Annotated in this window: 14 protein-coding genes, 1 tRNA gene and 1 pseudogene; 12 read left to right on the top strand and 4 right to left on the bottom strand. The window is 67.6% G+C overall.

The genetic code is table 11. From position 1 onward, the window contains the following. Positions 1-143 precede the first annotated feature (143 nt). Complete coding sequence (locus LI336_RS06930) at positions 144-725, top strand: 2Fe-2S iron-sulfur cluster-binding protein (RefSeq protein WP_227132190.1); 582 nt, start codon at positions 144-146, stop codon at positions 723-725. A gap of 35 nt (positions 726-760) precedes the next feature. Here the strand turns inward: LI336_RS06930 and LI336_RS06925 are convergent, their stop codons facing one another. Continuing rightward, positions 761-1039, bottom strand: coding sequence for a hypothetical protein (locus tag LI336_RS06925; protein ID WP_227132189.1), 279 nt, complete (start codon positions 1037-1039; stop codon positions 761-763). A 159-nt stretch (positions 1040-1198) separates the two neighbouring features. On the opposite strand from LI336_RS06925, the gene LI336_RS06920 reads away from it, so the two are divergent. From LI336_RS06920 to LI336_RS06895, 6 genes are all read left to right on the top strand, one after another. After that, positions 1199-2641, top strand: a complete 1443-nt coding sequence (locus LI336_RS06920; protein ID WP_227132661.1) for an MATE family efflux transporter — start codon at positions 1199-1201, stop codon at positions 2639-2641. 46 nt (positions 2642-2687) lie between these two features. Continuing rightward, a tRNA-Arg gene (locus tag LI336_RS06915) sits at positions 2688-2760 on the top strand. Positions 2761-2974: 214 nt separating this feature from the next. Next, the gene (locus LI336_RS06910; RefSeq protein ID WP_227132187.1) at positions 2975-3439 is read left to right on the top strand and encodes an SRPBCC domain-containing protein; all 465 of its coding nucleotides are present in this window, start codon (positions 2975-2977) and stop codon (positions 3437-3439) included. 126 nt (positions 3440-3565) lie between these two features. After that, positions 3566-4534, top strand: coding sequence for a DUF7351 domain-containing protein (locus LI336_RS06905; RefSeq protein ID WP_227132185.1), 969 nt, complete (start codon positions 3566-3568; stop codon positions 4532-4534). A gap of 133 nt (positions 4535-4667) precedes the next feature. Further along, the gene (locus LI336_RS06900; RefSeq protein WP_227132184.1) at positions 4668-5111 is read left to right on the top strand and encodes a cupin domain-containing protein; all 444 of its coding nucleotides are present in this window, start codon (positions 4668-4670) and stop codon (positions 5109-5111) included. 5 nt (positions 5112-5116) lie between these two features. Beyond that, the gene (locus LI336_RS06895; protein WP_227132182.1) at positions 5117-5644 is read left to right on the top strand and encodes an ester cyclase; all 528 of its coding nucleotides are present in this window, start codon (positions 5117-5119) and stop codon (positions 5642-5644) included. A gap of 41 nt (positions 5645-5685) precedes the next feature. Here LI336_RS06895 and LI336_RS06890 read toward each other — a convergent pair whose 3' ends face one another. After that, positions 5686-6621, bottom strand: coding sequence for an EamA family transporter (locus LI336_RS06890; RefSeq protein WP_227132180.1), 936 nt, complete (start codon positions 6619-6621; stop codon positions 5686-5688). A gap of 234 nt (positions 6622-6855) precedes the next feature. Here LI336_RS06890 and LI336_RS06885 point away from each other — a divergent pair, with 234 nt between their 5' ends. The 4 genes and pseudogenes from LI336_RS06885 (at position 6856) to LI336_RS06870 (ending at position 10236) form a co-directional block, all read left to right on the top strand. Then, positions 6856-7848, top strand: coding sequence for a hypothetical protein (locus LI336_RS06885; RefSeq protein WP_227132178.1), 993 nt, complete (start codon positions 6856-6858; stop codon positions 7846-7848). A 365-nt stretch (positions 7849-8213) separates the two neighbouring features. Next, positions 8214-8771 (top strand): annotated as a pseudogene (locus LI336_RS20355) (helix-turn-helix domain-containing protein); the annotation flags it as partial. A gap of 140 nt (positions 8772-8911) precedes the next feature. Beyond that, positions 8912-9310, top strand: coding sequence for a CHY zinc finger protein (locus tag LI336_RS06875; RefSeq protein ID WP_227132176.1), 399 nt, complete (start codon positions 8912-8914; stop codon positions 9308-9310). Between the two features lie 146 nt (positions 9311-9456). After that, positions 9457-10236: a hypothetical protein gene (locus LI336_RS06870; RefSeq protein WP_227132174.1), complete on the top strand. Its 780-nt coding sequence runs from the start codon at positions 9457-9459 to the stop codon at positions 10234-10236. Between the two features lie 24 nt (positions 10237-10260). Here the strand turns inward: LI336_RS06870 and LI336_RS06865 are convergent, their stop codons facing one another. Together LI336_RS06865 and LI336_RS06860 are read right to left on the bottom strand one after the other, a co-directional pair. Next, complete coding sequence (locus LI336_RS06865) at positions 10261-10755, bottom strand: deoxyuridine 5'-triphosphate nucleotidohydrolase (RefSeq protein ID WP_227132172.1); 495 nt, start codon at positions 10753-10755, stop codon at positions 10261-10263. A gap of 121 nt (positions 10756-10876) precedes the next feature. Next, positions 10877-11152 carry a hypothetical protein gene (locus LI336_RS06860; protein ID WP_227132171.1) on the bottom strand — a complete coding sequence of 92 codons (276 nt, stop codon included), beginning with the start codon at positions 11150-11152 and terminating at the stop codon, positions 10877-10879. Between the two features lie 308 nt (positions 11153-11460). On the opposite strand from LI336_RS06860, the gene LI336_RS06855 reads away from it, so the two are divergent. Then, positions 11461-13437: an aconitate hydratase gene (locus LI336_RS06855; protein ID WP_227132169.1), complete on the top strand. Its 1977-nt coding sequence runs from the start codon at positions 11461-11463 to the stop codon at positions 13435-13437. The last annotated feature ends 141 nt before the right edge of the window (positions 13438-13578 follow it).

Below are 13578 nucleotides of genomic sequence, written 5' to 3'. Positions count from 1 at the left end.
GGTCACTCACGGAGCCCCCCTCGCGACGCTCGCCGTCGGTGCACCACGGCCGTCGCAGGAGGCGCCGAACCACCCGACAGTCGGTCCCCGACGGCGAGAACAATCACAAGTGAGTTAAACCAGGTCTCCTAATCCGCCTACACATGGCAGTCAGCACTGTGGGCCTCGGAATCGGGGTGACCCTCGCGGTCATCGCCGTCGTCCTGCACTACGCTCGCGGGACCGGCTGGACCGCGAACGAGGACATCTCCCAAGAGGTCCTCGAACACCGCGCCGAGACCGTGCCCGAGACGGACTTCGCCGAACCGATGAACCGCTCCATCGGCGGCGGCGGCGTCGCCGCCATCGGTGGCGCGGGCGAAGCCGGCGGGGAACTCGCCGAAGGCGAGGCCGAGGAGGACACCTCCAGTCCCGCCGACATCCCCGAAGACGAGATCGAGTACTTCGACATCGAGTACACGAAGGAAGGCGAGACCATCGAGGTCGCGAACAACGAGACGCTACTGGAAGCCGGCGAAGACGAAGGCTGGGACCTCCCCTACGCCTGCCGGCAGGGACAGTGCGTCTCCTGCGCCGGCCACGTCCAGGGCGGCGACTCGCGTGACTTCGTCGAGCACGACGACCAGGAGATGCTCGACGACCCCGAACTCGAGGACGGCTACGTCCTCACGTGCGTCGCCTACCCGCGTGATTCCTTCACGCTCGAGACGAACGAGACGCCCTGACTCGGTCGCTGCGCGCTTTCTCTCTCCACGCCTGCTCACTCGACAGCGACCGCTTGGAACCCGCTATCGACGGGGAGCCCGGTCACGACCAGCGCCGCGTAGGCCGTCATCGCCAGCGCGAGGACAGCTAGCGTCGTCGTCGCGACCGCACCTCGGTCCTCATCCGAACCGTACCAGTCGTAGCACCGGTACCAGAGGAACGCCGCAGTGAACGGCGCCGCGTACAGGAACACCACCGACCCCGCACTGAGGAGCACGTATCCCGCGAGCGCCTGTACCGACCCACCTACCCGGTACTCGCCAAACACTGACACGAGCGACCCGTCACCACGAGCCCACTACTGTCTTTCCGTCGACGTTCCTTCCAGCACGACCACGACGTATCAACAGGTTCAAGCGCTCCAGTTTCGTTTCGAAACGTAGTGAGCTCCTCCAGCGACGACACCATCACGGAGGGCGGGCTCGTCCGACCGATGATCCGGTTGGCGTGGCCCATCGTCACCATCCAGCTCCTCCAGGTCGCGTACAACGTCGCCGACACGTTCTGGCTCGGGCGCTTCAGCGCCGACGCCGTCGGCGCGATGAGCATCGGGTTCCCCATCATCTTCCTCCTCATCAGCGTCGCCGGCGGGTTCACCGCCGCCGGCGCCATCCTCGTCGCCCAATACACGGGCGCCGACAGCGAAGGGTCCGCGGGCACTGTCGCCGGCCAGACCCTCGGATTCGTCACCCTCCTTGCACTCGCCCTCTCCGCACTCGGCTACCTCTTCACGGGCGACCTCCTCGCCCTCCTCCCCAGCCAAGCCGACACCACCGCGCAAGTCATCCCGCTCGCCGCCGCCTACATGGAAGTGTTCTTCCTCGGACTCCCCTTCCTCTTCGGGTTCTTCGTGTTCTCCGCACTCATGCGCGGCTACGGCGACACCCAGACGCCGATGCGCGTCATGTTCCTCTCCGTCGCCCTCAACGTCGTCCTCGACCCCATCCTCATCTTCGGGTGGGACGCCGCACTCGTCCCCGGCCTCGGCATCCGCGGCGCCGCCCTCGCCACCATCATCTCCCGCGGCGCCGCGAGCGTCCTCGGCATCTACATCCTCTTCTTCACGCACAAAGGCCCCGACGTCGCCATCAGCGACCTCCGCCTGAAAATCGAACACGTCAGCGAGATCGTCCGCATCGGCGTCCCCAGCGCGCTCGAACAATCCGCGAGCGCCGCCGCCATGCTCACCCTCACCGCGATGGTCGTCACGTTCGCCCCCGCCGTCGTCGCTGCCTACGGCCTCGGGAACCGCCTCGTCTCCGTCATCTTCCTCCCCGCCATGGGCCTCGGCAGAGCGACGAACACCATGGTCGGCCAGAACCTCGGCGCCGACCAAGCCGACCGCGCCGAACGCGCCGTCTGGATCGCCGCGAAAGCATCCGCCGGCGTCATGGTCGTCGCCGCCATCGTCGCCGCCGTCTTCCCCGAACCCATCGTCGGCGTCTTCATGGCCACCGGCACCGACAAAGCCGCCGAAACCGTCGCCCTCGGAAGCCAATACCTCCGCATCCGCAGCGTCGAATTCGCGTTCATCGGCGTCCTCCAAGTCCTCCTGGGTGCATTCCGCGGCGCCGGCGACACCAAGACAGCGATGGGCTTCAGCATCGTCGCCCTCTGGCTCGGCCGCGTCCCCACCGTCGCCTACCTCGCCCTCGGCGTCATCACCCTCGGCCCACTCACCATCCCACTCCTCGACATCAGCCTCGGCCCACTCGTCATCCAAGCCCTCGACATGGGCCCCGAAGGCATCTGGATCGGGATGGCCATGGGGAACATCCTCGGCGCCATCGCCGCCGCCGCCTACTTCACCCGCGGCACCTGGAAATCCACCGTCATCGACGACACCCCCAACCCCACCACCGACGGCGGCGAATAACCACGAACGCAACCGTTATACACCCAACCACGCAACGAACACCCGAGGGCCCGTAGCTCAGTGGACAGAGTGCTTGGTTCCGGACCAAGATGTCGCGGGTTCAAATCCCGTCGGGTCCGCTTCGTTCTCACTGCGTTCGAACTCGCGAGCGCGACGTAGTTCCGTTCGCTCCCTGCTCACGTCTTCGCTTCGCGTTCGTGGAACTCGCTTCGCTCGCTCCGCGTTCCGCTCGCGGGACTCCTGCCGGGTCCGGTTCGTGTTCGGTGTGGCGAGTGGCGTTGTTTGGCTCGCCGAGAGCGCTAGTTTAGGCTGCTGGGACGCGTCTCTGTGGTGATGAAGCAACTTGAGCGTGGAACCGAGATTGATGCGTCGCCGATGGCAGTTTGGGAGGTGCTCGTGGATTTCGAGTCGTACCCGGAGTGGAATCCGTTCGTGACGGCGTTGTCGGGGGAGCGAGTCGAGGGCGAGCGGCTTCGGGCGCGAATCGTGCCGCCGGAGGGACGAGCGATGACGTTCAAACCTCGAGTGACGGACGTAGTCGAGGGCGAGCACTTCGGGTGGCTCGGTCGCCTCTTCGTTCCTGGACTCTTCGACGGGCATCACGAGTTCCTCCTCGAGGAGACCGAGGACGGCCGAACGCGGTTCGTGCAGCGAGAGTCGTTCTCGGGCGTGCTCGTGGGGCTACTCTTGGACGAGGCGGACGTGCTCGCGGGGTTCGATGCGATGAACGAAGCGTTGAAGCAGCGCGTCGAGCATGGAGCGGCGACGGTGTCGTCGCCGAATGAGATGGCGAGGTGAGGCGTCGACGATCCAGCAGCGTGGAGTCGCCGGAGGGGTGTCCGACGTCGGTAGCGGGCGTTCTCATCGGGGCGTCGGTGTCCGTGCGCAGTCTCACTTATACCTCGCGGCGTGGTTGTATGTAACATGGCAGAGCGTGTGTTCCAGGCGAGCGACGATGCGGCTGGGTTGACGCCGGAGGCTGCGTTCGCGGTGCTCGGCGACGAGACGCGCTTGAACGTCGTGCGGGTGCTGTGGAGTGCCGGTGCCAGCCACGAGTACGACGACGTCGACGATACGGCGTCGACGATGCCGTACTCCGAGCTCCGGCGTCGCGTCGGCGTCGAGGACAACGGTCGCTTCAACTATCACCTGTCGAAGCTCGTGCCGCATTTCGTGCGGAAGACCGACGACGGGTATCGGTTGAGTGGGGGTGGAAAGCGGATTGCACGAGCGGTCGTCGCCATCGCTGGAGCGCACGACGCGGAGCTTCCTGGCGTGGTGGGGACGGCGTGCCCGGTCTGCGGTGGGGTGGTGGAAGCGTCGTACGAGGACCAGTGGCTGCGGTTCGCGTGCACGCAGTGCGACGGGTTGTTCGGGGATGCGGCGCCGAATGGCACGCTCCTGAACGCGCCGTTCCCGGCGCCGGGGCTCGCCGAGCGGACGGCCGACGACGCGCTCGCGACGGAACTGTACCGGTGCACGTCGGACCTCACGGACATGATGCAGGGCGTCTGCCCGGAGTGCGCGAGCGCGGCTCGGGGCACGCTCGTGGTGTGTGACGGCCACGACCCTGCTCCCGGGGAGCCGTGTGAGGCGTGCGGGACGCCGTTCGTGGCGTGGGGCGACCTCCGGTGCGGGACGTGTCAGTTCGCGAAGCGACTGCCGGTCGAGCTGTGCGTGCTGGCGCTCGCACCGGCGATCGGGTTCCTCTACGAACGGGGGACGAACGTGCTCGCGCCCTCGCTCGACGACCTGTTCGACCTCGTCCAGACGCGCGTTCGGACGACCGTCACCGACGACCCGCGTCGCGCGGTGACGACCATCGACGGCGGCGACGAGGTGCTGACGGTGCGGTTGGACGACTACCTCACTGTCGTCGACGTCTCCCGGTAGCGCTGCGCTGGCCATCGGCCTGAGCTCTGCCGATCGGTCGACTCGCTGGGAGGACGGGCGTTCTCCTGGCAGACTGAGAGAAACATCATTCTCCAGATAGTTATGCTCTCGCACGCCGTCTCTACGGTCGATCATGCAAACAAACGCGGCGCTGAAGAAGATCGATCTCGGCGAACTCGAACTCGTCCGCACCTCCCAGGTGGACACGGCGATGGACGCCAGCGTGAGCTTCCCGTTCTCGCGGACGTTCCCGGCGACGACCGGCCTCGAACTCGAGGGCGGCCACAACGTCGTCTACTTCGAGCTCGCACCTGGCGCGGAACTCGGCACGCACACGGACAGCCCCGAGGAACTCGTCGTCTGCCTCGATGGCGACGACATCGAGGCGTGGGTCGGGGACGAACGCGCTCGCATCGAGACGAACGACCTCGTCGTCGTCCCGCCGATGGCACCCCACGGCTTCCGGAACGCCGGCACGGAGACCGCCCGGTTCCTGGGCTGCTTCTCGGACGCGACCGTCGTCTCGGAGTTCGAGGCGCCCGTCGAGCCACTCGGAGAAACGGTGCTCCGGACGTGACAGTGATGCCCTCGACCACCCGGTCGACCAGTGAGGCGACGCCCTCGACCGACACGGCAGCGATCGCTCGAGCGTACGTCGGGATGTGGAACGAGCGAGACGACGCGGCGATCCCCGACCTCGTCTCGGAGTCGTTCGTGATGTACGACCCTGGCATCCCCGAGAAGGACGTCCCAGGGCCGAAGGGGGAGGCGCACGGACGCGAGGGCCTCGAACGGTTCATGGCGACGATGACCACGACGTTCCCGGACTTCCAGGTCGAGATACTCGACATGGTCACCGACGACGCGCTCGCGATGTACGAGGTCCGGTTGACGATGACTCACGACGGTCCGCTCGGCCGCATCCCACCGACCGGGCGACGCGTCGAGCTCCGCGGAGCCTCGATTCTCCGTATCGAGGACGGCCTCGTCCAGGAGCACCGGTTCCACACGGACATGACCGAGGCGGCCGACCAGCTGGGACTGTCGTTCCCAGCCATCCTCGGGCAGTTGCCGAGACTCCTCGTCGGCGCGCTCCGACCGCGCCGCTAGCCCGCGCCGTTACCGTGGGTCGCGAGCACGCTGTCGCGTGCTCAGGCACCGGCGGCGACGACGGCGTCCAGTAACGCGGGGCCGCCCGTGACGAGTGCGGCGCCGAGGACGACGAGGAGGACGCCGGCGACGACGCCTTTGGTGACGCGTTCGAGGTCGCGGAGCCAGATGGCGGAGAACACGATGGTGAAGAGGGGTGCGGTGGCGACGAGGGGGTCGACGACGGCGATGCGGCCCTCGGGGGCGGCGAGTGCGGTGAACATGCTGAGGAGGGCGACGGCGGTGATGGTGCCGCTGGCGGCGAACACGATGTACGTGCGTGGTGGTTTCTGGAGGACGTCGCGACGGCCGGTGGCGGCGAGGAACGCGGCGAGTGCGACGAGTGCGGATATCTCGTTGATGGCGACGGCTTCGAGCGCGCTGGCGTCGCCGAGCTGGAGGCCGTAGCGGCGGGCGACGTTCCCGACGGCGAACGCGGCGGCGGCGGCGAGCGGGACGAGGAGGTCGCGTGGCTGCCAGCCGTCGAGGTCGCCGCCTTTGGCGACGGCGAGGACGCCGAGGCCGACGACGAGGACGGCGATCCCGACCGCGGTCGGGGCCGAAAGTGGTTCGCCGATGAAGCCGACGGCGAGCGCGGTGGCGAACAGTGGTCGTGCGGAGAGGACGGCGCTCGAGATGCTGGCGCCGACGCGCTGGTTGCCGGCGAAGATGGCGATGCGGCCGAGCGCGGTGCCGGTGGCGCCGGCGAGCGCGAACACGGCGAGTGTCTCTATGGAGATGCCGCCGAACGGCGTCGGTTCGAGGAGGGCGATGGCGGCGAGGTAGATGGTCGAGTCCGCGAGTACGACGACGAGCGACGCCTGCAGGGGCGTGCCGCCGTCGGAGAGCGCGCGCTTCTCGATGACGGGCGTGAACCCCCAGAGGACCGCTGGAAGCAGCGAGAGTGCGATGACGTCGAGCGGTGCGGAGAGCGCCACGCGTGGTGGTGTGCGCGGGAGCGATATAACCGGCGGGGAAGCGGGTAGCGTGGCGAGGGAATGGGAAGCGGGTAGCGTGGCGAGGGAATGGGAAGCGCGTGACGTGGCGAGTGCGAGTCGCCGGTGGGCGTCTCGACGCGACGGCGAGCGTGCGAGTCCGCGCCGTCGGCTGGGCGCGAGGGGCGCGCACGGCCGCTAGCCACTTATCGGAACCCGCCGTATCGGCGTGGGTGTATGACGGTGCTGTCGCCAGCGGCCCGGGAGCGACTCGCCGCCATCAGGGCCGCCGGGTCGCTGTCCGCGCTGTGCGACGTGGTGGACGCCGCGGACGACCACGAGGCGTACTTCGCGGCGAAGGACGCGTGGCGTCAGCTCCGCGGCCGGGAACTCGACGCGGTCAGTGACGCCGTCGAGACGGGCGAGCGCGTGCCGGGGGCGACGGTCCGCGTCGGCGAGCGGACCGTGCACGTCCACGGCATCACGCACGCGGACACGACCGCCGAGCGCGAGTACCTCCGCGAGCACGTCCACGAGTTCCTCGACGCGGGCGCCACCGTGTACTGCGAGCAGGGCATCCGCGGGATGTACTTCCAGGACGTCCCGGGAGCGTGTGCGATGGACGACTATCGATGGGCGCTCCGCGAATGCCAGCGGCGCGGCATCGAGTCGCACGTCGACGGCGACCCGTTCGACTCGCTCACGGAGGACGTCGGGGACCTCGCCGCGCAGTTCCAGGCGGCTGCGTTCTCGCTCGTCGACGCGAGCGGCGACCGGTTCGGGCGGCGGTTCGAGCGCGCGGTCGGGAGCGTCGCGAGCGAGTTCTTCCGGAGTCACGCCGACCACGCGACCGGCTCGGACTTCGCGTCGTTCCGCCTGCGCGAACGCGCCGCCGAGGCCCCAAGCGAGCTCTGGCGACTCCAGCGGTACTACGAGTGCGCGTTCCTCCCGCAACCGCTCGAACGCGAGTGGCTGCGGCGCCACGACCCCGAACTCGAATTCGTGACGCACGCCCGGAACGCACGGATGGCCGACTACGTGGTCGCCCACGCCGACGGGACGCAGCCGAACTCGGGTCCTGTCGCCGACGAACCGTCGGCCAAGGAGCGCGAGTTCGGCGACGTTCACCTCGTGGTCGGCGCGGCGCACCAGCCCGGCGTCCGGTACTACCTGGAGCGCCATCGCGACGACGACCGGCGCGTCGGGTCGTTCGACGTCGTCCTCGACTGACCCCGTCGACACTCCCTGGGGAAAGACGGTGCTCGCGCGCACCCGGCCGAGAACGACCCGTAAGGCCATCTGTCCGGGCCGTGGACGGAGATGGCTCGAATCGCGGGACGATGGAACGCATCGGAACGGCTGCGAGACGCGCCCTCGGACCGCATCCTGGTGGGGTCCTCCCTTCGAGACCGATACGTGGGAAGCAGGTTCCGGCAGTACTTGCATTCACTGCCGGCCCCCGGAAACACGCCCGAACCTGCATATGCAGGCAGTACCGATATAAAGTGCCGGATTAGAAACGTGAATGGATTTGAAGACCTTGATTGATACGGGGGAATATACGATGTACATCTCGACACCTGCGAAAGCATAGGATGTTCGTACAGTTCCATCTCGACTCCCAGGCCCTGTCGACAGCGCTAGAGCACGCGCCGGGGATGAACGTGGCAGTCCAGCACGTGCACGCCTCGTCCTCGATACCGCTCCGGAGTGTCTTCTGGGCCTCGGAGGGCGAGTTCGAGCCGTTCGAGACCGGACTCGGCGTCGACGACACCGTTACCGGCTCGCGATTGATCGCCGAGAACGGCGACGAACGCCTCTACCGCGTGCACTACGCGGCAGACCAGCCGGACGTCGACATCTACGAGGCGGCGATCGACGCGGACGGCGTCTTCCTGAAAGGGGAGACGGACGGTGACGGTTGGACGGTGAAGATGCTGTTCCCGAGCCGGGACGCGTTCAACGAGTTCCGGGAGGCGTGCGCCGAAGTCGACCTGACCGTCGACGTCGACTCGATCTACAGCAAGCCGTTCTCGGGGTCCGGCGACGAGATAGCGCTCACGGACCCGCAGCGAGATCTGTTGACGCGGGCGGTCCAGGTCGGTTACTTCGACATCCCGCGGGAGACGACCCTGCAGGAGCTCGGTCAACAGATGAACATCTCCGGGCAGGCGGCGTCCGAACGCCTGCGTCGCGGGATGGAGACGCTCATCCGTGAGACGGTGACGGAGGAGACGCTCGCCGAGGAGGAGAACAGCAATACGCAGGCTGCCGGCGCCCGGATTCGAGAGTCATGGACGAGGACGCTGCCGCCCCAGCGGCCGACGAGTTACCCGCTACTCGCGAGGGTGGCGACAGCACCAGCGCCGTCGACGGTGTCACGGTGTTCGGCGTCGCGGTGGACGAGGCGACGCGATGCGCGCACTACGACACGGACCGCGACGTCGTCGCGATACGGTTCGCGTGCTGCGAGCAGTTCTATCCGTGTCACGCGTGCCACGACGCGGTCGCGGACCACGACGCGACGTGCTGGCCGCGCGAGCGCTTCGACGAGCCAGCGGTGCTCTGTGGCGCCTGCGCGTCGGTCCTCTCGGTAACGACCTACCTCGACGCGGACCACGCGTGCCCGGAGTGCGGGCACGCGTTCAACCCCGGGTGTGCGGCGCACGCCGACCGGTACTTCGACGTGTAGGCCGAGTACGTCGCCGCATTCGCGCGGTTCGACGGCGCCTCGCGCGCTTCGTCCTGCCCGGTTCGACGTGACACTCGGCGCGACCCTCGCGGTCGGCCGCGGACCAAAAAGGTCGTAACCACCCCCATGCTAGGCTCGGGCAACTGATGTCCGGCTCCACGCACGCTCGCGTCGCTCTCGCGCTCGTCCTCGCCGTCTCCCTCGCCGGGTGCGGGGCCACGAACCTCCCGTTCCTCGGCGACGACGCCGCCGACGACGGGCAGGCCGAGGCCATCGCCACCGACGCCGTCTCCGAGATGCAGTCGGTGTCCGCGTACAACTTCACGATGACGCAGGTCGTCGCGTTCGGCCAGAACGAGGTGAACATGACCGCCGACGGCACCGTGAACCACACGAGCGAACGCCTCTACATGGCGGTCACCGAGTCCGTCCTGACGAACACCACGCGCTCGAAGGAGTTCACGGACGTGTACGTCGTCGACGACACGCGCTGCTGGCGCGACTCGAGTACGGACTCGGGCTGGAACTCGACGACCGTCTCCGGCGCCTGGAACCAGGGCCTCTCCGTCGAGTCCCAGGGCGAACTCCTGAACGCCACCGGCACCACCGCAGCCCTCCTCGAGAACCAGACGATCCGCGGCGAGACCGCGTACGTCGTCGAGATACACCCGAACGTGAACGCGCTCAAGCGCGTCGTCGCGAACGACTCCAGCGTCGACCTCGGGGAGGTCACCGTCCGGAACGCGACGGTCACCCAGTACGTCTCGCAGGACGACCGCCAGCTCCTCCGGACGACGATGCACGTCACGTTCGTCCAGCAGGGCCGCACGACGACCGTCGACTTCGAGATGAACTACAGCGACTACGACGACGTCGGCCAGATCGAGATCCCCGAGACCGAGGACGGGAACGCCGTCTGCCCGTAGACGCCACTGCTTCTAGGCCCTGACTCAGAGGTTCTCGCCCTGATACGTGCCGTCGTACTCGCCGTCGTGCTCCGCCTCAGCGAGCACGAGCTGCGCGACCCGCGCACCCTCGACGAGTTCGACGTCGTGATGCACCTGCAGGAGGCCCTCCCCTTTCCCCGTGTAGCCGGCGTCCCACACCGCGGTGTTCAGCATGCACGAGTTCCGCATGAGCGACGACCGCGGGTACACGAACCCGACGTGTCCCTCGGGAATCGAGATGGTCTCGCCGTACCGGACGACGTACGACCCCTCCTCGAGGTAGTACGTGCCGGCGTCGTCGAGCCCGTCGCCGCCGTCACCGACCTGCTCGGGCTCGCGCGCCTGGCGCTCGCCGATCTCCTTCCCTTCGCGGCCGATGCGGCCCGGTTCGCGCTGCTCGAACACCGCCTCCAGGGTGAGGTCGACGCCGTTGGGCTGGCGCTGGTCCTCTCGCGTCGGTTCCACGTGCGATGCGACGAACGACCCGGCTCTGTACATGTCCGGGAGGTCCCAGCCGAGCGGAATGTAGTTTGCGAGATACGCCGACGACGCCCACTCGCTCGCCCGTCGCGTCGGCCGTCTGTCAGCGGTCGTGCGCGTGCGCTGTGTGGTCCGTCTGTCAGCGGTCGAGGAGTCGCGGGTAGTTCACGTACAGCCAGCCGTGTGCGACGGCGGCGACCGTGACGAACGCGATGCCCCCGATCGAGGGGAGCGTGACGCCTCGGCTGACCGCTCGCATCTGTCCGTCCGGCGGGGACCCGTCGACCACCCACGAGGGGTCGCCGAACAGCAACGGGGCGACGACGAAGACGTACAGGAGCGTGCCGAGAACGATGCTCGCGGCGAGGCCAGCGATGTAGGACCGCACCGACACGGGAGCGGTGCTCTCCGTCATCTATCGTCAACGGTTCGCAAGCTGTCGAAATCAATCTTGCGCGACGCCGCTCCGGGTTCGACGCGAGACGCCGCCAGCCGTCTGTGCGTTCGACGCGAGACGCCCCGGCTTTCGGCGAGACCGTCGGAATACGCCACGGAAGTCGGACACGCGACCGACCGCAGTCCGCTCCCGCGCCCGAGGTGAACGCACGTCCACTTCGCTGGCAAGATTCGCACGAATCGAGTGGGGGCGACCTCGGTTCTGCATGGTTTTCCCCCATCTATCTCGCGGGTTTTAAGGTCGGTCGTCGCGGATGTTTGGACGCTATGGGACAGACACTTACCGAGAAAATCCTCGACGACCACCTCGTCGAGGGAGAGCTCGAGACCGGCGAGGAAATCGGGATCGAGATCGACCAGGTCCTCACGCAGGACACCACGGGGACCATGGTCTGGCTTCAGTTCGAGGCGATGGGACTGGACGAGGTCCAGACGGAGATCGCGGCGCAGTACTGCGACCACCAGACGTACCAGTTCGACTTCAAGAACACGGACGACCACCGCTTCCTCCGGTCCGCGGCAGGCACGTACGGTGCGCACTTCTCGCGCCCCGGTAACGGCATCTGTCACAACGTCCACAAGGAGAACTTCGCCGCACCCGGCAAGACGATGCTCGGGTCGGACTCGCACACGCCCACGCCCGGTGGGCTCGGCGAGCTCGCGATCGGCGCCGGCGGTATCGACGTGACGGTCGCCATGGGTGGCGCGCCGTACTACATCGAGATGCCGGAGGTCGTGAACGTCCGACTCGAAGGCGAACTGCCCGCGTGGGCGACCGCGAAGGACGTCATCCTCGAGATGCTCCGACGCCTCACCGTCAAGGGCGGCGTCGGGAAGGTACTCGAGTACACGGGTCCCGGCGTGGAGACCCTGAGCGTCCCCGAGCGCACCACCATCACGAACATGGGCACGGAGCTCGGTGCGACGTCCTCAATCTTCCCGACGGACGACGCGACGAAGGACTACCTCGCGCGCCAGGACCGCGAGGAGGACTTCGTCGAGATCGGCCCCGACGAGGACGCCGACTACGACGACGAGATCGTCGTCGACCTTTCCGACATCGAGCCGCTCATCGCGGAGCCGTCGATGCCGGACAACATCGTCCCCGTCCGCGAGGTCGAGGGCGTCGACGTCAGTCAGGTCATGATCGGGTCCTGTACGAACGGTGCGTACAGCGACATCCTGCCCGCGGCGAAGATGCTGGAGGGCCGCGAGGTCGACATGAAGACCGAGATGATCGTCGCACCCGGGAGCAAGCAGGCGAGCGAGATGCTCGCGCGCGACGGCTGGGTCGCCGAGATGATGGCGGCCGGCGTCAACTTCTCCGAGGCGACGTGTGGTGCCTGTATCGGCATCGGTCACGTCCCCGCCAGCGACTCCGTGTCGCTCCGGACGTTCAACCGGAACTTCGAGGGTCGCTCCGGTATCGACGACGACTCCGTCTACCTGTGCTCGCCGGAGGTCGCCACCGCGGCGGCGATCAAGGGCGAGATCGTGGACCCGCGCGACCTCGCCGACGAGCTCGGCGACCTCGAGGACCCCGGCTTCGAGCTCCCCGACCAGTACGACGGCTCGAAGACGGACCTCATCGCGCCCGACGAGGCCGTCGACGACGAGCTCGTGAAGGGCCCGAACATCAAGGACGTCCCGCTGAAGGACGAGCTCGACGCCGAGCTCACTGGTGAGAACCTCCTGAAGATGGGGGACAACATCACGACCGACCACATCACGCCCGCGAACGCCGACGCGCTGATGTACCGGTCGAACATCCCCGAGTACTCGAAGTTCACGCTCACGCGGATCGACGAGACGTTCCCCGAGCGCGCCGAGGCCGCCGACGGTGGCGTCCTCGTCGCCGGCGAGAACTACGGGCAGGGTTCCTCTCGCGAGCACGCGGCGATGTGCCCGATGTACCTGGGTATCGACGCGGTGTTCGCGCAGAGCTTCGCGCGCATCCACAAGGCGAACCTGTTCAACTTCGGTATCGCGCCGTTCCGCATCGACGCGGAGGACTACGAGAAGATCGAGCAGGGCGACGAACTGACGGTCGTCGACGACATCCGCGACGGCGTCGAGTCCGGCCAGGAGGAGTTCACGGTCAGCGTGAACGACGACTGGGAGTTCACGGCGAACCTGGACGCGTCCCAGCGCGAGCGCGACATGCTCGCGGTCGGCGGGAAGCTCCCGTGGACGAAGCAGCGCGCCGGCGACGGTGCGAGCGGCGCGTCCCCGGCTGACGACTGAGCGGTCGTCGAACGCGATATCTCTCCTCTCTCTTTCAACCCGTCGCGAGCACCTGCTGTCGGTCGCGTACAAAGTGCACCGTGGGCCGGGGCGGGTGGCGTGGCTCCTGATGCGGCGGGAAGCTTGAAGGCCCCGACTGAC

The organism is Halorubellus salinus (assembly GCF_020567525.1).
GTDB classification, from domain to species: Archaea; Halobacteriota; Halobacteria; order Halobacteriales; family Natrialbaceae; genus Halorubellus; species Halorubellus salinus.
The sequence above is the reverse complement of the archived record's forward strand: the minus strand, read 5'-3'. Positions and strand labels throughout refer to the sequence as shown.